Consider the following 22197-nt stretch of genomic DNA (forward strand, 5'->3'; position numbering starts at 1 on the left):
GACCTCGTCATTCCGCTGCTTGTTAGCGGATGAGATACCGCGAATGAATCCATAACTACACGAACATTGCAATTTGAGTCTACCAGGAGGGCAATGCCTCTTATTCAAGTACCCTCTTCTTGTCATCCCAGTGCGTGACACTGGGATGGCTTTGTTGCATCGCTCAAGTGAAAAGAACTGGCAGTTACTGACAAAATTCATTATAAATAGCCATTTAACTGTTGAAGAAAAAATATGCCACAAAAAATGAGAGTCAGTAACTGCCATGAATATAACAAATTTCTCCAAGAAAGAGGAAGCATTTTTTGTTATATCAATGACGCCATAGAAAATTGGTACGAGAATTGTCCAAAAATGCAGGGCGGCAACTATATTTATAGTGATAAAGTTGTGATTTTGGTGCATATAATCGTCAGTTTCTTTAGAATTGGTTTAAGACAAACAGTCGGGTTTATAAAAGGGTATTTGCAACAAATAGGAAGAGATTTGGCAGTTATCAGCTATTCACAAGCATCAAGAAGGTTTAAGAAACTTAATATTAAGATAAATGATTGCAGAATTGATAAAAATATAGCTCTTTCCATAAAAGTCCGGATGTGATAGGATAAGGGTAGATGATGATAAGGAGGTTGAATGCCAGCAGCATATAGTTATGATTTAAGAAAAAAAGCAATGGAAGCTCTAGACGAAGGAGAAAGCAGAGAAACAGTGGCAGCAAGATTTAAGATTGGACGAACTACTTTATGGGAGTGGCAGCAAAGAAGAAAAGAAACAGGAGACTTTCAATCAAAAAAACTTGGAAATGGGGGTTACAATCACAAAATTACCGACTGGGGTACCTTTGCCAAATTTGCCAGAGAACACGGAGGAAAGACTCTATCGGAAATGGCTAAACTTTGGAACAACGTTAGTATCCAAACGATCTATCGAGCCCTTAAAAAAATTGGATTTACGCGCAAAAAAAGACATATGGATACAAGGAAAGAAACGAAGAAAAACGTGCTGAATTTTTGAAAATTATAGCGACAAAAGAACCTAAAAACTTAGTGTATATAGATGAGTCTGGCATTGATAACACCGAAGACTACCCCTACGGATATTGCCAGAAAGGACAGCGGTTTTATGCCTTAAAATCTGGAAAGAAAACTCAACGAATCAGTATGGTTGCAGCCTTAAGTGGAAGAAAGATAGTTGTTCCGTTAACCTTTGAAGGCCACTGTAATATGGGTGTTTTTAATGGATGGTTTGAGCAATTTTTGACACCGATCTTGGAACCTGGACAGACTGACCTTACCCAGAAAAAGTGGAGAGAAAGAAAGGAGTTTTTTCGAGTAAAATAAAATTTTGGAGGATTAGAAATGGCAAGAGAATATACGGCAGAATTCAAATTGGAAGCTGTTAAGCTGGCAAATGAACAAAGAAAGGTAGGTCAACCAGTTGCAAAAGTAGCAAGAGATCTAGGAATAAGGGATAGTGTATTAGGAAAATGGATGAAGAAATATAACGAAAAAAAGTCAGCGGCAAATGCATTTCCAGATGTAGCACCTTATGACAAAGAGAGATTTGATTTACAGAAAGAGTTAGCAAAAGTAACAAGAGAAAGAGACATTTTAAAAAAAGCCCTGGCCAGTCAAAAAGAGTAAAATATTTTTTCATAAAAGAGCATAGTAAACACTATAAAGTGCAGGAATTATGTAGGGTTTTCTGCTAGTGGCTACTATAAGTGGACTACAAGGAAAATAAGCAGTAGAGAATCAGCAAATAAAGAGTTATTAGCAGATATTCAAAAAATATATCAAGCTTCTAAATGTAGATATGGAGCTCCTAAAATTCATGCTGAATTGAAGGCTTTGGGTAAAAGTTGCAACTTAAAAACAGTGCAAAGTATTATGCAGAAAAATGGTATTCAGGCTATATTGAGAAGAAAATTTAAAATTAAGAAACAACAAACGGACAGTAGCTCCCAATATATTAGACCAAAACTTTATTGTCGATCAACCAAATAAAGTATGGGATTACTTATATAAAAACCAAAGAAGGATGGCTATATTTGGCAACAATAATCGATCTATATTCACGCATGGTAGTTAATGAGCAGTTCAATAAATAAACAATAGGTTATGGACTCTTTATTAATGGCCGTTAACAAGCGTAAACCTGCCAAAAATCTACTATTACATAGTGATCAAGGTTCACAATATACTGTGCAAGGTTATCAATATCTCTTATCCATAAAAAACATAGATGAGTCATAAAGGTTGTTGTTACGACAATTCTGTTGTGGAAAGCTTCTTCAGTTCTCTAAAAAGGGAGTTACCAATAGACACCTCTCGGCACTCTAAACAGCATATCAAAACTGCTATATTTGAATATATAGAAATTTTTTATAACAAACAACGTCACTATTAACTATTGCATTCCTGAGCATTTTGATTCATCATTCTCTTTGTGAAAAACATTCCAAACTTTCTCTCCACTTTTTCTGGGTAAGGTCAGTCAGCTACTTGGATGACAGGGGAGGGAGGTGCTACCCTGACAATCGTCATCCCGCTACGTGTTAGCGGGATCTAGAGATATCGCGAATGAATCGCGGTATGACGGTCTGCAGCGGTATGACGTAGGGCTGCACTAGCTATATCATGCATTTTATTAACCGACACTATAAACAACATCCTTACAATTATGAGATTGAACCACAACTTGCTCAAGCGTTAAGCTGCTGCGTTTAGCGTCTTTACCGTGGTTTTCCCCAAGAACATTTGTTCTTTCGTGTTTTATTTCTTCAATGAATTTCTTGTTAACGCTTTCAGGGTCAATCTTTTCCTGCGAATATATAAGATTAGTGCAATTTGTTTTTCTATAATAATGTATGCCAAAACCCACAATGAGTAATGCAAGTATACCAGAACCTATAAGTAATGATAATCCTATGTTATTAGTCAAAGGGTTTTGGTAAAATTTTTGTACACCATTAACACCATGTGTTGCAAGTAGCCCTAGAGGAAACGCTATATTTGCAGCAACTACACCAGTAAATAATGCAGTAAATATTGGTCTGTCGTTAATTACTGATTTTATTTTATTAGTTCTAGTAATTACTTTTTCGTCAATGTTAGTGAAGCCTTGTTTAGCTTCCCAAGCATTAAGTACAAAATTTGAATGAGTGCCATTGCTATATTCCAGTCTTACAGATTTTATAGCTTTATCTTTTGGCTGGTGCTCCAACACCTCAGCTAAAATTTTATCCGCATCTTTTTTTTGAATGGAATGTTCTTCAGTATCTATAAATTGCCTTGTTGCAAAAAATATTGGACCAATTGTAAGCAATGCAGCAAGTGCGATAACTGGTATAGTGATATATTTTGGGCTGTTTGTAAAAAATGCAATAAATTTTGCTTTATCTTGTAAATATAATAAAGCTGCAGATATACTGAGTATAATAGCACTTGCACCAAAAATTATAAAACCCTTCTGCTGCATGGCATACTTTGCTCTTGGCAAGAATCTGTTTGTTTTTTTATTTGTTGTGCTACCTATATCAGAATTTAGTGACAAAGACTCTTCAGAGTCATCTTTGCTTTTATACGATGGTAAAGTATTTGAAGACGCACCTAAATCATCTTTTGAGTTTTGACCACCTATTCCACTGTCTAAACTCTTTTTCGAAGATTTTGCATTTGGGTCTATAGCTGCATAAATATGTTCTTCTGATCCATTACCAGATAATCCTCCTAAACCTAAACTTGCTGTTTGTGACACCCAATCATGAGTCTCACCTTTTGTTTCTTCTAGGGAAGGAGGTAGTACTTCAGTACTAAGACCAAACAAATTTTTGTCTTCTTTGTCTTGTAAACCTGGAGCTTTTGGCAAAATCGGTGGTGCTCCATCACCATCTTTTTGTCGATTTACAGATGCATAAGTAGGATCCACTTCCTCATCATCTGATTCTTCATGTGACATTCCCTGCACACGTGGTACTACATTCAGTACACTTGAGATAGCATTTCCTGCTTCTTCAGACGATGGTGGATCTTTTAGTGTTATCTTGCTATTGTCACCTGTTTGTTCGTAAGAAGTTAATTTTACTGTTGATTTTTCGACTGACCCATGCATATTCACTCCAAAGTTAATTACTATGCTGCATTGATTACGCTATAGTTATTAAGATATAGTAAATACCAATTTACGGATAATTATTAGTATAGAAATTGTCTATCAAAGATTCTTTCATTCAGAGGGTAATCTTTGTCAAAAAGCAAAGTGATTGTGTTCTCATGGTCTTTTTGTATTTTTATCTGTGATATATCATGAAATTCTTTGTAATCTGATACTACAAGTGCTGGACGGTTTTTTGTGTCGTTAATGTCAATTTGTACGATTGTATCGTTTGATATTAACGCTCCATTCCAATGCCTTGGGTAATAGCTATTGATAGAGGTTAATGCAAGTAAATTTGAATTTAGCGGCAAGATTGGGCCACCGGCAGAGAAGTTATATGCAGTGCTACCTGTGGGAGTAGATAATATTACTCCGTCCCCTCTAAATTTTTCTACTTTTAGCTTATCATTAATAGTGATATTCATTTCTACTATTTGGTTTGCTTTTCTAAAAACATATACCTCGTTTACCGCTATGTAGTGATACCTCTTGCCACTTGTGTCTGTTGCTTCCATTTTTAGCAAAGTTAACTGAGTTGAAGTTGCATGTTCTATATGATCAATTAAATCTTCACTGCGGCTAAAGCATTTATTCATCAAAAACCCAACATTGCCGGTATTTACCCCATACACATGCATGTTTTTATTTTCTATAACGTAATTATGCAAGGTACGCAGCATAAAGCCATCACCGCCAACAACTATCAGTAGATCAATTTCGGACTTATTTTCTTCTGTTATATTGATAAAATTAAGTTTCTTTAATAGTTTAGACACTTCCTGCGATTTTGGTGATGGAGAAACAACATAGCCTATATTTTTGTATTTATGCATGCTTCAGTAAACTCTCTAAAACTTAAAGAGGAGGAAAATTAGAAAATGCTTCCATATTTATCGTTAAACTTAGCTAATTTGCTAGTTTTACTTGCTAACCCGCTTGTCAAACTTCCAGTCCATGCAGGGTGAGTAAGAGGATCTCTATCAAGTTTTACCCTATCTCCCTCCTTTCCATAAGTGGAACGAGTTTCAAACTCTTGACCGTCTGTCATAACTATAATAATTTTATGATAATTCATTGTTGTTTATAAATTTTTAGTCAGTTAATATTCTAGTGAACTTAATTCACTAAGTCAATCATTATTCTAAAATATTGACAAAAAATAAATAAAGTAGTATATCTAATAAGGAATAAATAATAACTATCATGATTTTTGCTTTCCCCGGTCAGGGCTCTCAGTTTGTAGGAATGGGAAAGAGCTTATATAGTGAGTTTTCTGTTGCAAGACAAGTATTTAATGAAGTAGATAGCATATTGGATAGAAAGCTGTCTCATTTAATCTTCAACGGTCCTATTGAAGAATTAACCATTACAGAAAACGCTCAGCCAGCTATAATGGCAGTATCAATTGCAATGCTACGTGTTATGGAGCATGTGTTTGGCAAATCTCTTTTCACTGATCACAATGTTAAATATGTTTGTGGGCATTCAGTTGGCGAATATACAGCGCTGTGTGCTGCAGGAGCGTTAACGCTTGAGTCTGCAATCAAGCTGCTGAAAGTTCGCAGCGAAGCAATGCATGAAGCTTCACTGAAATGTAAAGGCGGAATGGTTGCGTTGCTTGGAGCAGAGATAAATGAAGTGGAAGATGTATTGAAATCAGTTCAAATTGACGGAATTTGTGAAATTGCAAACGATAACGGTGGCGGACAAGTGGTTATAAGTGGCACTAGAGAAGCTCTTGAAATGTTACCCGATTTATTCAAAAACTCGAGTGTGAGGAAACTAATTAAATTACAGGTTAGTGGGCCTTTTCATTCATCTCTTATGAAACCTGCTGATGAAAAAGTTTTGGAGTTTTTGAAGGGTATTAAAATAACCCGTCCTATAGTTCCTTTGATATCAAATGTTACAGCTAAAGAGGAGAGTGATCCCAAAGTTATAAAAACTTTACTCGCCAAGCAAGTTGTAAGCAGAGTGAAATGGAGAGAAATGGTTTTGTATATGTCAAGCCGTGGCATTAACAAATTTGTTGAAATTGGCCCTAATAAAGTTTTATCTAATTTGGTCAAAAGAATTGACCAATCTATCAGTACAAAAAATATAGATAGTATTGGTGATATTGACAGCTTCTTTAATGAATCATTAGTACTAACAGCGAAAAATTTAAAAGTTGGATTAAGTTAAAACACATCTATTTGATGTCATTCCGGTGCATAACGCTGCCTAGCTGGAATGACAGAGGGTAATGCAAGAAATCAACGAACTGCCTGTCATTTCGTTTGGTTTTTTAATTCCAAGTAGCTGTAAAATAGTAGGGGCAATGTCAGATAACCTTCCGTCTCTTAGTTTTAGATTATCGCAAGACACAATAAATGGCACTTTATTTAGAGTGTGTGCTGTATGAGGTGTATTATTTTCTTCATCGAACATACATTCCACGTTACCATGGTCTGCAGTAACAATTAATGCGGTGTTGCTTGACTTTTTAACAGCATTCAGCACTTTCGCAAGACAATCATCTACAGCTAGCACAGCTTTCTCGGCTGCTTTTATATTACCTGTATGCCCTACCATATCAGGATTAGCGTAATTTACAACTATCAGTGCGAATTCTTGGGAGTGAATTTTTTCTACAAGCTTTTCTGTGAGCTCGAAGGCTGACATTTCGGGCTGCAAATCGTAAGTTTGAACTTTTGGTGAGGGAATGAGTATTCTTTCTTCACCAGAGAAAGGTTCTTCTTTTCCACAATTGAAAAAGAAAGTCACATGAGCGTATTTCTCGGTTTCGGCGATACGTAATTGTCGTAATTTATTTTCTTCTATTGTTTGTCCTAGAGTATCAGCGAAAGAAGTAGGAGGAAAAATATAAGGAATTTTGAGATCTTCTTTATACTTCATCATACTTAAAATTGAAGAGAATTTTGCTACCTTAGCGTAATCTGTTTTGCCAAGCAAAATACTTGCTAATTGTATCATTCGATCAGCACGAAAGTTAGCCAACAGCACTCCATCTTCTGGTTTTATACCTTGATAATCACCTATTACTGAGGGCCTGATAAACTCATCAGTTATGTTATTTTGATAGTTATTCTCAATCAACGATACTGCATTATCATGACAAGGTGCCTTTGCAAATGCGATAGCCTCATAAGCTTCGATTGTTCTCTTCCACCTGTTGTCACGGTCCATAGCATAGTAACGCCCAGAAACAGTAGCAATTCTTGTGTCATTTCCCTTTATACTCTTTGTAAATTCTTGAATGCATTTTTTTCCTGAATTTGGCAATGTGTCTCTGCCATCTAAAAATGCATGTATCACCACTTTTATTCCATGCTGTGATATTTTATTTGCTAAAGTTGAAATATGCTTTTGATGCGAATGAACACCGCCATCTGACACTAATCCCATTATATGGCATACTCCGTTCTTACTTTTTAGATTACTAATAAAACTTTGTAGATTTGCATTGTTTTCTATTGTTCCAATCTCTTGATTAATGCGCTGAAGGCTTTGCATTACTACTCTACCACTGCCAATATTCATATGGCCAACTTCTGAATTACCTATTTGACCACCAGGTAACCCCACATCAGCTCCACAGGCGGATAAACTGCATTTTGGATAATTAGAGCTAATATATTGCCAACAGAGTGGATTTGCGTTGCTGATAGCGTTGTATTTATTATTCTCTATTCCATTTCCCCAGCCATCTAGTATACATAAAACCACTGATTTAATGTTCATATAAAATCAACACTAGAATTTCACAGAGAAACGCTCCCCGGGCCGGATTCGAACCAGCGACCAATTGGTTAACAGCCAACTGCTCTACCACTGAGCTACCGAGGAATAAACCGTTTTTAATTTACCATGTTGAACGTTGGTTGTAAACGTTTTTTGTGTAGACTTTAAGTCCAACTGGTCACAGAAACGAAAAAACTTACTTGACAAACTCCGCCAGCCCTCTTGTCATGAAACTGAAGCTATTTATTTATCTTCGCAATCTGTGCAGGTTAATGACAAAAAACTTAGGGTATTTGGCGTCTCATGTTTAATTTTTCGCACTACGTGCACCGCATGTCTTTAAAAATTTTTAGCTTTTTACCTATATAAGCCGAAACGCGCTTACAAAGCGTTTAAGACAGCAAAAAACGTCAAATTGACAAGGGAGAATTTGAATACTAGCTATCCTAGGGTTTCTTTGCCTTTTTTCCTGCTTGGTAAATTTCTTAAACACTTGCGGTGTAGGTTAGTTGCAAGTTAAAAGCAGCTAAATCGCTCTTAATCAAGCGTTTTAGAATAAAAAAAACGCCGATATTTTAGTACATGGTAAATATCCAACCACCACGGGGCTTCTTTTGCCTTTTTTTTTATTTGGTAAATTTCTTAATGTTTATGGCTAAAGATTGCACGAATGTTGCAATTACAAAAGCGTTTCTACTAGGAGGGTGTCATCCCAGTGCGTGACACTGGGATGGCTTTGTTGCATCGCTCTTCGGATAGTAGGTAACGTACAATAAATTCATGAAGCTATCTCAAACTTAGCCATGCCTATTTCAGTAAATTTGTTAAGCAAATAACACTTGAGTAGCAGTTCCTTCTCACGATTAATTTCAGATTTGCTCCTAAAACTAAACCCAAATATTCGCTTCAACCTTGAGAAAAATCCTTCAATATACGATCTTTTTCCGTAATTTACTTCTTCTTTCCATCTTTTTATACCATTCTCACCATGTAATTTCATTAACTGAATAGCGGCATTTCTATCAAGCATATAATCCAATTTTGGATGCTCTGCTGCGTTGTTTTTCGGAGGAATTTTCGTTTTTATACCATATTGATTACACAGCTTATAGAGCTTTTCTCTGTCATATGCCCTATCTGCATATAGTACTTTTATGACATACTGAAAATCGACTTCTTTTAGCAAATCACAAGCTCCATAGTGATCAGAGTAGACACCGTTACTGTATTTTACAGCTATGGCTTTTTTGCTGTTTGTATTCAACATTACATGCAATTTTCTTGTCTGTTCATAGCTGCGATACTTTCTATCTTCGCTATTTTCTTTGCTATGACCAGGAGTGTTGTTGTATATACTAATTCCTGTACTGTCTATAGCAATTTCGATATCTTCCATATTATTTTCTGCAATCATTGATCTTAATATTGAGTTTCTTAAACCTTCTTGATGATTGTGAATAGCTGATAACTTGCAAATTTTTCCCAATTTGCTCAAGGTATCCTGCTATAAACCCAACTGTTTGCCTCAGGCCTATTCTAAATAAACAAGTTATTATGTGCACCAAAATTACAACTTTATCGCTATAAATATTGTTGCCACCTGGTATTTTTGGACCATTCTCGTACCACTTTTCTATGGCTTCGTTGATATAATGAAAAATATTTCCTCTTTTTTCTAGAAATTTGTTATATTCGCTATGGTTACTGACCCTCATTTTTTGTGGCATATTTTTTCTTTCAAGGTTAAATGGCTATTTTATAATGAATTTTGTCAGTAGCCACCAGATTTTTCAGTTGCTATGCAACAAAGCCATCCCAGTGTCACGCACTGGGATGACATCATCCTTTTTTTTGGATTCCAGCGTCACGCGCTGGAATGACACCTCTCTTGGGCTCTCTTAGCTATAAATATTAAGGAATTTACCAAACGAAAAAAAAGGCAAAAGAAGCCCCGTGGTTGGCTAATTACTTACATTATACTTTCAAGTATGGCGTTTTTTTATTCTAAACGCTTAATAACCGCGATTTAGTTGCTTTTAAGCCGCAACTAATCTAAATTATAAACATTAAGAAATTTACTAAACAGAAAAAAAGGCAAAAGAAACCCTAGGGTAGCTAGTTATTCACTATCCATTTTTTAAATCGGCGTTTTTTGATGTTTTAAATAGCGCATTTCAGCTTATATTAGGTAAAAACCTAGAAATTTTATAAAGACATAAGGTGCACATAGTGCAAAAAATTAAACATGGGACGCCAGATACGTGAGTTTTTTTGTCATTTAATCTGTACAGAGAAGATAAATAAATAGCTTCAGTTTCATGATAAGGGGGCTGGCGGAGTTTGTCAAGGGATTTTTGACGAAATGATTTTGAAAGCAAAGAGCGGGAGAAGGGGTTCGAACCCTCGACCTCAACCTTGGCAAGGTTGCGCTCTACCAACTGAGCTACTCCCGCAATTAAATTAACCTAAATTTACTTAATTATAGGCATATACAGCGATTTGTAAACCCCGTGTACACGAAAAATGTGAGAGCCCATAAATTTGCGTGGTTCCTTCTATGATCTTTTCGTATACTTAAGACTCATTTTTGATTATCATAGGTTTTCAATTGTGCCAAAAAATGTATTAATTTTATGGGAATATTTTTATATAAAGACGACTTGCCAGCTAGTTCAATACCAGATGATATAAGGTCTATAGCTGTTGATACCGAGGCAATGGGGCTACTTCATAGCAGAGATAGATTATGCCTTGTGCAGCTCTCTTTTAATGATGGCAACGCTCACTTAGTTCAACTCAAGAACGATTATACAGCGCCAAATTTGAGAAAAATATTAGAGGATAAAAATATAACTAAAATATTTCACTTCGCGCGATTTGATGTAAGCATAATACGTTATTACTTGGAAACTTGGGCACTTCCGTGCTATTGCACAAAGATAGCTTCACGTTTAGTTCGTACTTACACAGATAATCATAGCTTAAAAGAGTTGTGCTTAGAGCTGCTTGATACCAAACTAAATAAGCAGCAGCAATCTTCTGATTGGGGAAATGAAAATTTAACAGACAAACAAAAAAGTTATGCTGCATCTGATGTTTTGTATCTCCACAGGATAAAGGAAAAGCTAGACTTAATGCTGGAACGTGAAAATAGAAAAGAATTGGCCCAAAAGTGCTTTGAATTTCTTCCTACTCGTATTGAGTTAGACTTAATGGGTTGGGAAAACGTGGATATCTTTAACCACCAGATGTAATAGAAGTTTTTTGTTTGTGCAAAACACTTTAGGGCAATTTTTCAAGCTCTGCGGTAAGAATTTAGTTGATTAACTGCTAATAGATACGCTATATTTTACAAAAATTTAGGTATTTTATGAGTGATGATATTACATCGGTAAATGATCAAAATTTCAAATCTGAAGTCACTGACTATAAAGGGTTTGTTCTGATAGACTTTTGGGCAGAATGGTGTGGGCCATGTAAAAGTCTAATGCCACGTATCGAACAATTGGCTAAAGACAGAAAAGGCAAGATTAAGATCTGCAAATTCGACATAGATGAAGGGACTGAAGTGCCAAGTAAGTATGGAGTGCAATCTATACCCACTTTAATCATATTTCAAGATGGTAAGGAAATTGCACGCAAAATTGGTGCAACAAATGATTTGTCAAGTTGGGTTGATAGTGAAATAAGCTAATAGACAAATTTGCTTTTGTGTGTATTATAAATATTGATAAAAGGGATTGTAGCTCAGTCGGTTAGAGCAGTTCGCTCATAACGAATTGGCCGTAGGTTCGAGTCCTACCAATCCCACCATTGTATTGATCTTAGCATGATCGTAACAATGAGAAAACTATAGTATATGAACTATATATTAATGTAATGGGGGAAATGATGGAATTTACTAAGTCTCTAAATAACAAGTTAGATGAATTGCACTTACTAAATCATCCATTTTACCAGTCATGGAATACAGGAAGCTTAAGCTTGCAAGCTTTACAAACCTATGCTAAAGAATATTATCACCACGTTGCTGCGTTTCCTCGTTATATCAGTGGTATACATTTTTTGTGCCCAGATCTAAAAATGCGACAGGTTTTGCTTGGTAATTTGATAGAAGAAGAACAAGGTGATGAAAATCATCCAGAGTTATGGAAGCGTTTTGCTGAAGGACTTGGAGTAGCACGGTCTGATCTTCTTGAAGATGCACAAGTTAAGGAGACACAAGAATTAGTTGACGGTTACTTTGATATTGTACGATCAGATTTTGCTTCCGGTTTGGGTGCACTTTATGCTTATGAACGTCAAACTCCAGAGGTTTCTAAGTCTAAAATTGAAGGTTTAAAAAAACACTATTCAATAAGTGATGAGCGTTCTCTTCAATTTTTTACGGTCCATATGCATGCTGATGAATGGCATTCTGAGGAATGTGCAAATCTTATTGAAGATCTAGATGAAAAAGAGCAAGATAAAGTTATGCAGAGTGCTCAAAAGGGAGCAAGGCTCTTGTGGGGTTTTCTTGATGGAATGATGAATGCTAGCGTGTGTTAGTAGTTGTAAGTAGCTTAAACTCAGTGATGTTGGAATGCAATGTCTGCATGTAATCTTCTTATATCTGACTTACGGCTTTGGGTTCATTTAGGCTATAGTGCAGAAGAGAAGTATCATTCTCAATTAGTTAGTGTTAATATTGATTTTACCTTTAAATCCCCCCCTTTAGGACTTACAACTGACCGGCTTGAGGATACTATATGCTACTTGGAGGTAGTTCAGAGTATTCAATCTCTCGTTCAAAGCAAGCAATTCAACTTAATCGAGCATTTAACTCATGATATATACAGGACCATTAATAACCTTGTGATGCAAAAAAAGCTTATTATTTCTTCTATAGGCGTAACTATTCACAAAGTTGCACCACCTGTCCCCAGTGTGCATGGAGGTGTTTTCTTTACTTATCGTAATGCGTTGCAAGAATGATTTACATTTCTATTGGCTCAAATATGGGGAATCGCTTTTCCCATTTACAAAAGGCTGCTCAGTTACTGCAGGAAGGCTATTTTAAAAATTTAAAATCTTCAATTATTCTGGAAACTAAGGCTATTTTACCAAATGATGCTCCACCTGGGTGGGATAGGCCATTTCTAAATATGGTTGTGTATGGAAGTTGTTCTTCTTCTCCTGAAGAGCTGTTAAAGGGCCTTAAACAAATTGAATGTGACATTGGCCGTCTGCAGGTCTATGAAAAATGGGCACCTCGCGTTATTGATTTGGATATTTTGTTATGGGATGACCTGACACTTGATACACCCTACCTTAAGATTCCTCACCCAGAATTGATAAACAGACCATTTTTGCTTCACTTGATGGCAATGCTGAGTCCCATGGCAGTAGTTAACAAAACGTTTGGTACTGTTAACCCTAACATTAAGGATTGCTTTTTAAGGAGTTTTACGCTTTCACCAGAGCTTATAGGTATTGTCAATATTACTCCTGATTCATTTTCAGATGGTGGTCTTTATTATGATGCAGATCAAGCAACCAAGCAGGCACTGCGGCTGTTATCAGATGGTGCAAGCATAGTTGAACTTGGTGCTCAATCAACAAGACCTGGCTCCTCAATACAAACTCCAAAAGCAGAGTATGCACGCTTAAAACCAGTGCTTGATGACCTTAATCAATATATGAAAGTTGGTGACATTAAAGTCAGCATTGATAGTTTCTGGCCAGATGTTATTTTGAACGTTTTGGAGCACTACAACATTGCCTGGGTAAACGATCAGAAGGGAGATCTAGATGATAATACCTTAAAAGCGATTGCTAGCAGTGGATGTAGTATCGTTATTATGCATTCACTCTCCATACCACCACATAGTGACAACATTATCCCAAGTGACATTGATCCAATTGATACCATAAGTAATTGGGCAGAAAGGAACATTAATAGATTACTAGCTCTAGGTTTTGATCAAAGCTCGATCATTATTGATCCTGGTATTGGTTTTGGCAAATCTATGTACCAGAATATCCAGATTTTACGCAGTATAGAAACGTTACAAAATTTTGGCTGCAAAGTTCTGGTTGGTCATTCTAGAAAGTCATTTATTTCTTCTTTTTCTACAGAACCTGTCTTTAACCGAGATTTAGAAACAATTGCTTTATCATCTGCATTGCACAACAAGGTTGATTTCCTTCGAGTGCATAATGTGCGTGATCACATGCGATTCTTTGTAGCTCAAGCTGCTTTACAGGGATGCTAGTTATCGGAATTATGGCTGTTGATCCCAAGGGGGTAATTGGAATAAATAATGGATTGCCCTGGCATTATCCAAGTGAGTTAGATCATTTTCGTCAGGTGACTGACAAACAAGTTATTGTTATGGGAAGAAAAACATTTGAAACTATGCCTCAAAACATATTGAAGGATCGTATCCCTGTTGTTTTTTCTCGTAACAAATTAAATTCTTGTTTTAACAGAGGAGTAAAATGCACTATTATTTCTTCTATGCAAGAGTTTTTGTCAATCCAAAGTAGTTCTAAAGTCTTCATGATTGGTGGAGCACAAATAGCGCACCTTTTTTTGGAGTATGATCTAATTTCAGAGTTTATCATAACAGAAATTCACAGACTTTATAAAGGTGATGTATATTTCAACTTAACACTTCTTGATGGATGGTATAAAACCGCTCTTGCTCAAACAAAAGATTATACTATATGCAAGCTGACACGTTAATATGCATGTTGAAGCAATTTATACCCACCGCATTGAATGTGGAGAAGTATTAGAGCAGGTTCTTGATTGCTATGTTTCAGAGTTGCTAAGAGAGGAAGTTGTTCTTGCTATCACATCAAAAATCATTTCTATTTGTCAAAAACAAGTGGTTTGCAAAACTGCTTGTTCTAAAGAAGAGCTAATCAAAAGAGAAGCTGATGCAATTGTTGATGTAGACCATAATTCTTACGGCATCTATTTAACAATCAAAGACAATATCTTAATTCCATCTGCTGGTATTGATGAATCAAATGGTAATGAAATGTATATTTTATACCCAAAGGATGTTCAGAAAACAGCTCTATCAATATGGAACTATCTCAAGACAAAACACTGCATAAAACATCTTGGTATTTTGATTACAGATAGTAACATAACACCTATGCGCCTTGGGGTTACGGGCGTTGCTCTTGGTTGGTGTGGATTTGAACCACTTTATTCCTATATAGGCAAGCCAGATCTTTATAATCAACCACTGCAAGTAACACAAGTCAATCTTCTTGATGCACTGGCAACATCTGCTGTTTTAGTTATGGGAGAAGGGGCAGAGCAAACACCGATGGCAATAATTAGTGGTGCACCAAAGGTTCACTTTCTTACTCATCCGCCAACTACAGAAGAAGAAAAAAGTGTGAAGATATCTATGGAAGAGGACCTTTACTCTCCTCTCCTCATGCGAGCCCGCTGGTTAAAGAGTTAAAGAGGAACTTAAAAATTTGCTATTAGACTTCTTAGAGGTTGTCCACAAACCAAGGAATACGTAGTATATAAAGAAAGAATATTGAGGTAAGAGATGAGGAAAAAATATCCAACAGATTTAAGTAAAAGGGAATGGGCAAGAATAGAAAAACACTTCAGAGTATCGTACAAGAAAGGAGGAAGGCCACCAAAATACAGTAAGTGTGAGATAGTAAATGCAATTCTTTATATACTGCGCACAGGATGTCAATGGCGCTATTTACCACACGATTTTCCGCCGTGGAAGGCTGTGCATGAACAGTTTAGAAGATGGAAAAAGCAGGGAATTTTTGAGAAAATGAACTATGATATCACTAAATATAGTAGGTCAAAAATGGGAAGCCGAGCGCATGCATAGTGGACAGTCAATCGGTAAAAACCACGGAAAAAGGGGGGGCAAAGGTTATGATGGTGCGAAAAAGGTAAAGGGGAGAAAAAGACATATAATCACAGATACTCAAGGATTTGTGCTTGGTTGCTATGTAGGAGCTGCAAGCGAAAATGACAGAGATGGGGTGAAGATGGCATTGGACAATATGAAGGAAAAATACAGCAATATTAAGAAAATGTGGGCTGATATGGGATACCAAGGAAAAGATTTAAAGGATTACGTAAAGAGAGAATATGGGATAGATATTGAAATTGTCAAAAGGCCTCCATGTAAGTTTTGGGTGCATAAAGATACACCACTAGAACTATTGCCACAACGGGATCCTGGATTTTCAGTACAGCCGAGAAGGTGGGTGGTAGAGAGGACTTTTGCTTGGATCAATAGAAATAGAAGGCTATCAAAGGAGTACGATTTACTTACAACATCTACTGAAAGTTTCATATATCTGGCTATGAGTAAAGTTATGTTAAGTAGGGAATATGCTTGATTTACTGGTTTGTGGACAACCTCTTACATAACCATATAACATTGGGAATAGAAACAAAAAACTTGCTTGACACCCTTCGCCAGCACCCTTATCATAAAACTGAAGCTATTGTATTTGCTTTCGCCAATCTGCAGATTAAAAGGTAAGGATTACTTAATGTATCGGCGTCTTATGTTTAATTTTTTGCAGTACATAGATACTGTATGTCTTTACAAAACTTCATCTACATCTAGATTTTTATCTAAATAAGCTGAACGCGCTTATAAAGCGTTACAAGACATCAAAAAATGCCAATACTCGACAGAGATAGTAAAAGACTAGCTAACTCGGGGATTCTTTGTCTTTTTTTCTGCTTAGTAAACTTCTTAAACATTTGCAGCGTAAGTTAGTTGCAATTAAAAGCAGCTTAATCTTGCTTGTCAAGCGTTTAAAACATAAAAAACGCCAATATTTTAAAGCGGATAATAACCCCAGGGCTTCTTTTGCCTTTTTTTTCATTTGGTAAATTTCTTAACGTTTGTAGCTAAACGACAACCGTCATCCCGCTACGTGTTAGCGGCTAAGAGATACCGCGGCGGTATGACGGTTTGCGGCGGCATGACCTCGTCATTCCCCTACGTGTTAGCGGGATCTAGAGATACCGCGAATGAATCGCGGTATGACATAGGGAACCCTTTCTTGGGTTAGCTATAGATTTACTTCGCATATTCAGCTAATTTTTATTACAATTACAACAAAATAATTTTGGCTTTGATGAAAACTGTATATGTATGTCAATCCTGTGGTCACAGCACTGGCAGGTGGGTAGGGAAGTGTATTGCATGTGACAATTGGGATACAGTTGTTGAGGAAATAGCAGTAAAAACGGGCAAAAGAAGTATATCTGCGCCAATTTTAATAAAGACGTTATCGGGTAGCGAAATTATCACTCCAAGTCGTTTTTTAACAGGAATAGAAGAATTAGATAGAGTTTTTGGTGGAGGTATCGTTCAAGGTGCTAGCATTTTAATTGGTGGCGAACCTGGAATTGGGAAATCTACCCTTTTGCTTAGAATTGCAGCTAATGTTGTGCAACTTTCCTCTTTTGAATGTCTTTATGTATCCGGCGAGGAATCTTTAGAGCAAGTGAGCCTCAGAGCAAAGCGTCTTAAGATAAATGAACCTAAAATTAAGCTTTTGTCTACAGTGTCTTTAACTGATGTAGTAGCAACAATAAAGGAAAACAAAAGGTATCCGTTCAGCGGAGTGGCAGAATAAGGTAGACAAGGTGATCTAAAAAGATAATCATAGAGCAAAAGTGAAATAATATGGTAAACCTTTTAGAACTTTGCAAAAATTTACAGCAAAAAATAGAAAGGTTAGAAGCAAAAATAGAAAGATTGGAAAAAGAGAATGAAAGTTTAAAAGCAGAAAATAAGGCTTTAAAGATAGAAAATGCTGAGTTAAGAGAAAGACTCGGTTTAAGCTCAAAAAATTCATCAATACCAAGTTCCAAAGAGTTGTATAAAATAAAAAAGAATAAGCCGAAAAGCGAAAGGAATATTGGCGGTCAGGTTGGTCATAAAGGAAGTTTTCGCGCCAACATGGATGCAGATAAAGTAGTAAAGATAGAGTTGCCTAATACTTGCGAATGCGGAGGAGAAATTGCAATATGTGAAAAACCATATATTCATCAGAAAGTTGATCTTCCAGAAATCAAGCCTTATGTAGTGGAATATCAGTTAGAACATGGCCGTTGTCGGAGATGCGGAAAGAGAAGAAGTAGCAAGTTACCGGAAGGTGTTACGCCAGATACATTTGGTCCAAGGGTTAAGTCAATAATTGCAGCGTTCAGCGGATTCTACAAAAATTCAAAACGCGAAATAGCGAGTGTCGTAAATGATATCTTCAATTTGAACATAAGCGTCGGTAGCATATCAAATAGTGAACATAGAGTTGCTTCAAAATGCAAAAAAATGTATGAGCAGATCGAACAAGAGATAAGTAGGAGTAAAGTTCTACATATTGATGAAACGAGCCATTATAACAAAGGTAAACTCGCTTGGTGTTGGATGTTTGCAAGCAATACGGCAAGTTTTGTAAAATTTACAGAGTCAAGAGGAATGAAAGTTTTACAAAATAGTAAATTCTGCAATCGCAATAGCTTGGTAATAACTGACAGGTATGCAGCATAGAATTATTTTGCCGATAAAAACAGGCAAATCTGTTGGGCACATTTATCAAGAGATTTTGAAAGATTAGCACATAGTTGGAATATTGAAGTTAAAGTTCTGGGTTGTTACTTGAGAAACGTGGCCACTGAATTATTTGCACTAAAAAAAGCTTTACTAAAAAGTGAGATAGATGTTTTGAGGTTTGTCAGACGTGCCAGAAAATTAAGAAAACGTACAAAGTATTACTTGAAGGAGATATCTCGTTTACCTGAAGCAATTGGAGCCTCTCGAGTTGCAAAAAATGTTCTGAGATCTGAAAGAATGATGTGGAAATTTTTAGATGACCCAGAAAATATTCCGCTGACAAATAACCACGCTGAACGGCAAATTCGGCATTATGTCGTTTATCGCAAAAACTCATATTTTACACAATCAAAGCGGGGAAATACATTCCTTGAGCGGATAATTTCATTATACTTAACTTGGAAACAAAGGGGTCTCAATCCTTTCCAAAATCTCCTATCTATTGTTTCTTAGAGGTTGTCCGGAAACTAGTAAATTCAAGCATATTCCCTCTTTAACATAACCCTACTCATAGCTAGGTATATGAAATTCTCAGTGGATGTTGTGAGTAAATCATACTCCTTCGATAGCCTTCTATTCCTATTAACCCAAGCAAAAGTCCTTTCTACAACCCATCTTCTTGGCTGTACTTTAAACCCTTGTTCTCTTGTTGGTAGTAGCTCAGGTGGCGTATCTTTGTGCACCCAAAATCTACATGGAGGCCTTGTAACAATTTCAATATCTATGTCATATTCTTCCTTTATGTGATTCTTTGAATTTCTTCCTTGGTATCCCATGTCAGCCCACATTTTTTTAACTTTAGTATATTTTGTTCTCATATTGTTTAATGCTATTTTAATACCATCTCTATCATTTTCGTTAGCAGCGCCTACGTAACAACCTAGTATAAAACCCTGAGTGTCTGTAATTATATGCCTTTTTCTACCCTTTACTTTTTTACTTCCATCATAGCCTTTGATCCCCCCTTTTCTGTAGTCTTTACAGATTGACTATCTACTATACAGGCACTCGGCTGCTCATTCCTTCCTATTTTTCTTCTACTATATTTTGTAATTTCATAATTCATTTTCTCAAAAATTCCCTGCTTCTTCCATTGCCTGAACTGCTCATACACAGTCTTCCATAGCGGAAAATCATTTGGTAAATACCGCCATTGACACCCTGTACGCAATACATAGAAAATTGCTTCTAATATTTCTCTTTTGCTATACTTTGGCGGCCTTCCTCCTTTCTTGTATGATACTCTGAAGTGTTTTTCTATTCTTGCCCATTCCCTTTCGCTTAGATCTGTTGGATACTTTTTTCTCATCTTTACCCCGTACTAAAATTTCAGATATTATAGCCTTTTACTTGTTTCCGGACAACCTCTTAAACCACTCTCCTGAACGGATACATAACTTGTATCATTCCAGCAAAATGTGTCAAGTAAGTTTTTTCGTTTCTATAGCTACTTGGATGACAAAAGAAGAAATACTAGACTTTATACCTTTTGCACTCAAATTCACATAAATCATGAATTATGCACGTTTCACACGAAGGTTTCTGTGCTTTGCAAACATATCTACCATGCAAAACTAGCCAATGATGAGCATAAAGTAGGTATTTTTTGGGAACCACATTTAAAAGAGATTGCTCTGTTTTAAACACATCTTTTTCTTTCACAAGCCCAATTCTATTGCTCACTCTAAAAACGTGAGTATCAACTGCCAATGTTGGAATGCCCAGCCCCGAATTTAAGAACACATTAGCGCTCTTTCTCCCCACTCCAGGCAAAGACACCAAATCATCAAAATTAGTAGGTACTTTGCTGTTGTATCGTTCTACCAATATTTTACTAAGCCCGATTATATTTTTTGCTTTGGAATTATATAAACCAATACTGCTTATGCATTTTTTCAGCTCACTCTGCCCAAAGCTCAGCATTTTTTCTGGCGTATCAGCGATATTAAATAGTTCTCTTGTAATTTTATTAACGCTTACATCAGTTGTCCGCGCTGATAAAACTATCGCAACCAGTAACGTAAAATGATTGGTATAATTTAGCTCTATTTTTGGCGCAGGATTTGATTGTTGAAACTTTTCAAATATTAGTTCTACTTTTTTTGAGTCCATTTCATTTACCACACCTCTTTTAAATATTTAAACAAAGAACCCCTCTTTCCCATCATACAAATACAATTTGTCCATTCTCACCACGTCAAAATTGTGTTCTTCAAGTTTGATTAGCAAGTTATTCACATCACTATTTGTAATAGCTTGCTTTTCATTATTTGCGATAAACCTACAGGTTATTTGATCACTTGAAGGTTTTGAGTTTCCTGGCCAAATCGCAAGACCTTTTGAGTATATTGCTATCATTTGCAGATTACTCGATTCAAATAACCTAACTATTTGGTCAAAGTTGCTGGATTTGTCCCAAGCAAGCGCTATATCACTACCTACTAGCTTTTTGGTTTTATAGTCCTGTTCATAGCTATTTTGTATTTCACTTATTTTGCTATTTGTACTGCTACCGACTGTAAGCTCAGATAATGTTTGCGGTTTTTTTCCTAGATTATCTATAACGGCTTCTGCAAATTCTTTGGTACCAATTTTCTGTTTACTCTTTTTCTCTTTATATAAATCGGCGGTATGTATTCCATCCTCCAAAGTCTTGAGCCATGCATCGTAAATTAGTTTTGCAGTACTCACTTGACTGATGTAGACCAACATATGCACTGCAGCATTCAAAAGTCCAGAAGGATTAGCTATGTTTTTTCCTGCAATATCAGGAGCAGAACCGTGCACTGCTTCAAACATTGCATATTCATTACCTATATTGCTACTTCCAGCGAGTCCAACAGATCCAGAGGTTTGCGCCACAATGTCCGATAATATATCGCCATATAAGTTCTCGGTTACTATAACATCGAAATTCTCCGGTTCTGTGGCAACACGTGCCATCCCAATATCGACTATATAATGTTCTGCCTTTATGTCCGGGTATTCCTTTGCAATACGATCAAACGCCGCATGGAAAGTTCCGTCAGTCATTTTCATTATGTTATCTTTAGTAAGACAAGTTACCTTCTTTCTACTATGTTTTTTTGCATATTCAAAAGCGTACCTGCATATTTTTTCTGAGCCGGATCTAGTAATAATTTTAGTGCATTGGTAAGAGTCACCAGTGAGCCTGTGCTCTATTCCGGTGTAAACGTCCTCTTCATTTTCACGTATTACTACGATATCAAACTTATCGAATTTATTTTCTATAACAGGATGATATGAAATGCATGGTCTGATATTTGCATACAACCCTAGATTTTTTCTGAGTGCAACGTTTAAGCTTTTGTGGCCTTTACCTTGAGGAGTTGTTGTCGGAGATTTTAATAATATTTTTGTCCTTTCAATTGATTCCCAACCACTTGGAGAAATTCCGTGAGACCATTCTTTACTATAAACACGCTCCCCTATTTCAATAATATCTATTGAGATTTTCGCTTCTGCTTCGCGCAATATCGACAGCACCGCTTCCATGATTTCTGGTCCGATACCGTCGCCATATGCAACTGTGATTGGTGTTGACATAACTTCCCTAGTTATAAATGATTTAATATTAATTTAAATAATAGAGTGGCACAAGTAGCTAATATTACCCAAGTTAGTATATTTACGGTTATTTAATAACGTATTTTTA

General features: G+C 36.3%; 22 protein-coding genes, 3 tRNA genes and 4 pseudogenes. 17 read left to right on the plus strand and 12 right to left on the minus strand.

Going from position 1 to position 22197, the window contains the following annotated elements; genetic code table 11:
* Window positions 1–234: 234 nt before the first annotated feature.
* The 5 genes and pseudogenes from ABWU31_RS00530 (at window position 235) to ABWU31_RS00550 (ending at window position 2409) form a co-directional block, all read left to right on the plus strand.
* On the plus strand, window positions 235–600 hold the full coding sequence (locus tag ABWU31_RS00530; protein WP_155969141.1) for a transposase: 366 nt from the start codon (window positions 235–237) through the stop codon (window positions 598–600).
* A 33-nt stretch (window positions 601–633) separates the two neighbouring features.
* A pseudogene (locus ABWU31_RS00535) lies at window positions 634–1286 on the plus strand (IS630 family transposase); the annotation flags it as partial.
* Window positions 1287–1358: 72 nt separating this feature from the next.
* On the plus strand, window positions 1359–1643 hold the full coding sequence (locus ABWU31_RS00540) for a transposase (protein ID WP_038198869.1): 285 nt from the start codon (window positions 1359–1361) through the stop codon (window positions 1641–1643).
* Between the two features lie 147 nt (window positions 1644–1790).
* Window positions 1791–2006: an IS3 family transposase gene (locus ABWU31_RS00545; RefSeq protein ID WP_245836010.1), complete on the plus strand. Its 216-nt coding sequence runs from the start codon at window positions 1791–1793 to the stop codon at window positions 2004–2006.
* 238 nt (window positions 2007–2244) lie between these two features.
* Complete coding sequence (locus ABWU31_RS00550) at window positions 2245–2409, plus strand: IS3 family transposase (RefSeq protein ID WP_081600772.1); 165 nt, start codon at window positions 2245–2247, stop codon at window positions 2407–2409.
* Window positions 2410–2649: 240 nt separating this feature from the next.
* Here the strand turns inward: ABWU31_RS00550 and ABWU31_RS00555 are convergent, their stop codons facing one another.
* The 3 genes from ABWU31_RS00555 to rpmE form a co-directional block, all read right to left on the minus strand.
* Window positions 2650–4113 (minus strand): hypothetical protein, encoded by a 1464-nt coding sequence (locus tag ABWU31_RS00555; protein WP_353271243.1) that lies wholly within the window; start codon window positions 4111–4113, stop codon window positions 2650–2652.
* A gap of 83 nt (window positions 4114–4196) precedes the next feature.
* A complete protein-coding gene (locus tag ABWU31_RS00560) occupies window positions 4197–4991 on the minus strand; it encodes an NAD kinase (RefSeq protein WP_077188301.1) in 795 nt (264 codons plus the stop codon).
* 38 nt (window positions 4992–5029) lie between these two features.
* The gene (rpmE, locus tag ABWU31_RS00565) at window positions 5030–5233 is read right to left on the minus strand and encodes a 50S ribosomal protein L31 (RefSeq protein ID WP_007548602.1); all 204 of its coding nucleotides are present in this window, start codon (window positions 5231–5233) and stop codon (window positions 5030–5032) included.
* Window positions 5234–5361: 128 nt separating this feature from the next.
* Between rpmE and fabD the strand changes: the two genes are divergently transcribed.
* The gene (fabD, locus tag ABWU31_RS00570) at window positions 5362–6342 is read left to right on the plus strand and encodes an ACP S-malonyltransferase (protein ID WP_353271244.1); all 981 of its coding nucleotides are present in this window, start codon (window positions 5362–5364) and stop codon (window positions 6340–6342) included.
* 39 nt (window positions 6343–6381) lie between these two features.
* Here fabD and gpmI read toward each other — a convergent pair whose 3' ends face one another.
* The 5 genes from gpmI to ABWU31_RS00595 all read right to left on the minus strand — a co-directional run bounded on the left by gpmI (window position 6382) and on the right by ABWU31_RS00595 (window position 10355).
* Window positions 6382–7902 (minus strand): 2,3-bisphosphoglycerate-independent phosphoglycerate mutase, encoded by a 1521-nt coding sequence (gene gpmI, locus ABWU31_RS00575; protein WP_353271245.1) that lies wholly within the window; start codon window positions 7900–7902, stop codon window positions 6382–6384.
* Window positions 7903–7935: 33 nt separating this feature from the next.
* Window positions 7936–8007: transfer RNA gene (locus ABWU31_RS00580), tRNA-Asn, on the minus strand.
* A gap of 673 nt (window positions 8008–8680) precedes the next feature.
* On the minus strand, window positions 8681–9316 hold the full coding sequence (locus ABWU31_RS00585; RefSeq protein WP_082246250.1) for a transposase: 636 nt from the start codon (window positions 9314–9316) through the stop codon (window positions 8681–8683).
* Entirely contained in the window at window positions 9300–9629 is a 330-nt protein-coding gene (locus ABWU31_RS00590; RefSeq protein WP_007548762.1) for a transposase, read from the minus strand. The genes ABWU31_RS00585 and ABWU31_RS00590 overlap by 17 nt, the downstream gene beginning before the upstream one ends.
* Window positions 9630–10282: 653 nt before the next feature.
* A tRNA-Gly gene (locus tag ABWU31_RS00595) sits at window positions 10283–10355 on the minus strand.
* A gap of 180 nt (window positions 10356–10535) precedes the next feature.
* On the opposite strand from ABWU31_RS00595, the gene ABWU31_RS00600 reads away from it, so the two are divergent.
* The 9 genes and pseudogenes from ABWU31_RS00600 to ABWU31_RS00640 all read left to right on the plus strand — a co-directional run bounded on the left by ABWU31_RS00600 (window position 10536) and on the right by ABWU31_RS00640 (window position 16284).
* Window positions 10536–11156, plus strand: a complete 621-nt coding sequence (locus ABWU31_RS00600; protein ID WP_010962900.1) for a ribonuclease D — start codon at window positions 10536–10538, stop codon at window positions 11154–11156.
* A gap of 116 nt (window positions 11157–11272) precedes the next feature.
* Window positions 11273–11596, plus strand: coding sequence for a thioredoxin (gene trxA / locus ABWU31_RS00605; protein WP_006279168.1), 324 nt, complete (start codon window positions 11273–11275; stop codon window positions 11594–11596).
* A gap of 42 nt (window positions 11597–11638) precedes the next feature.
* Window positions 11639–11715 (plus strand) — tRNA-Ile (locus ABWU31_RS00610).
* Between the two features lie 78 nt (window positions 11716–11793).
* The gene (locus tag ABWU31_RS00615; RefSeq protein WP_353271246.1) at window positions 11794–12450 is read left to right on the plus strand and encodes a CADD family putative folate metabolism protein; all 657 of its coding nucleotides are present in this window, start codon (window positions 11794–11796) and stop codon (window positions 12448–12450) included.
* A 39-nt stretch (window positions 12451–12489) separates the two neighbouring features.
* Window positions 12490–12876 carry a dihydroneopterin aldolase gene (locus ABWU31_RS00620; RefSeq protein WP_007548841.1) on the plus strand — a complete coding sequence of 129 codons (387 nt, stop codon included), beginning with the start codon at window positions 12490–12492 and terminating at the stop codon, window positions 12874–12876.
* The gene (folP, locus tag ABWU31_RS00625; protein WP_353271247.1) at window positions 12873–14156 is read left to right on the plus strand and encodes a dihydropteroate synthase; all 1284 of its coding nucleotides are present in this window, start codon (window positions 12873–12875) and stop codon (window positions 14154–14156) included. Before ABWU31_RS00620 ends, folP begins: the two co-directional genes overlap by 4 nt.
* The gene (locus tag ABWU31_RS00630) at window positions 14150–14629 is read left to right on the plus strand and encodes a dihydrofolate reductase (RefSeq protein ID WP_006279286.1); all 480 of its coding nucleotides are present in this window, start codon (window positions 14150–14152) and stop codon (window positions 14627–14629) included. The genes folP and ABWU31_RS00630 overlap by 7 nt, the downstream gene beginning before the upstream one ends.
* Window position 14630: 1 nt before the next feature.
* Window positions 14631–15368 (plus strand): putative folate metabolism gamma-glutamate ligase, encoded by a 738-nt coding sequence (locus ABWU31_RS00635; protein ID WP_338482543.1) that lies wholly within the window; start codon window positions 14631–14633, stop codon window positions 15366–15368.
* A gap of 93 nt (window positions 15369–15461) precedes the next feature.
* A pseudogene (locus ABWU31_RS00640) lies at window positions 15462–16284 on the plus strand (IS5 family transposase).
* A 321-nt stretch (window positions 16285–16605) separates the two neighbouring features.
* On the opposite strand, the gene ABWU31_RS00645 reads toward ABWU31_RS00640, so the two are convergent.
* A complete protein-coding gene (locus ABWU31_RS00645; protein ID WP_155968924.1) occupies window positions 16606–16782 on the minus strand; it encodes a hypothetical protein in 177 nt (58 codons plus the stop codon).
* A gap of 255 nt (window positions 16783–17037) precedes the next feature.
* Between ABWU31_RS00645 and ABWU31_RS00650 the strand changes: the two are divergent.
* A pseudogene (locus ABWU31_RS00650) lies at window positions 17038–17523 on the plus strand (ATPase domain-containing protein); the annotation flags it as partial.
* Between the two features lie 68 nt (window positions 17524–17591).
* A pseudogene (locus tag ABWU31_RS00655) lies at window positions 17592–18974 on the plus strand (IS66-like element ISWen3 family transposase).
* Between the two features lie 23 nt (window positions 18975–18997).
* On the opposite strand, the gene ABWU31_RS00660 reads toward ABWU31_RS00655, so the two are convergent.
* The 3 genes from ABWU31_RS00660 to icd all read right to left on the minus strand — a co-directional run bounded on the left by ABWU31_RS00660 (window position 18998) and on the right by icd (window position 22088).
* Window positions 18998–19830, minus strand: a protein-coding gene (locus tag ABWU31_RS00660) for an IS5-like element ISWpi1 family transposase (RefSeq protein WP_353271062.1) whose coding sequence is annotated in 2 segments (ribosomal slippage) — window positions 18998–19461 and window positions 19461–19830 — 834 coding nt in all. Because the reading frame shifts where the segments join, the coding sequence is not laid out codon by codon here.
* A gap of 164 nt (window positions 19831–19994) precedes the next feature.
* Window positions 19995–20633, minus strand: a complete 639-nt coding sequence (nth, locus tag ABWU31_RS00665) for an endonuclease III (protein ID WP_006279797.1) — start codon at window positions 20631–20633, stop codon at window positions 19995–19997.
* 27 nt (window positions 20634–20660) lie between these two features.
* On the minus strand, window positions 20661–22088 hold the full coding sequence (gene icd, locus ABWU31_RS00670) for an isocitrate dehydrogenase (protein WP_353271248.1): 1428 nt from the start codon (window positions 22086–22088) through the stop codon (window positions 20661–20663).
* Window positions 22089–22197 lie beyond the last annotated feature (109 nt).

The organism is Wolbachia endosymbiont (group A) of Alloplasta piceator (genome assembly GCF_964028505.1).
In the GTDB taxonomy this organism is placed as follows: domain Bacteria; phylum Pseudomonadota; class Alphaproteobacteria; order Rickettsiales; family Anaplasmataceae; genus Wolbachia; species Wolbachia pipientis.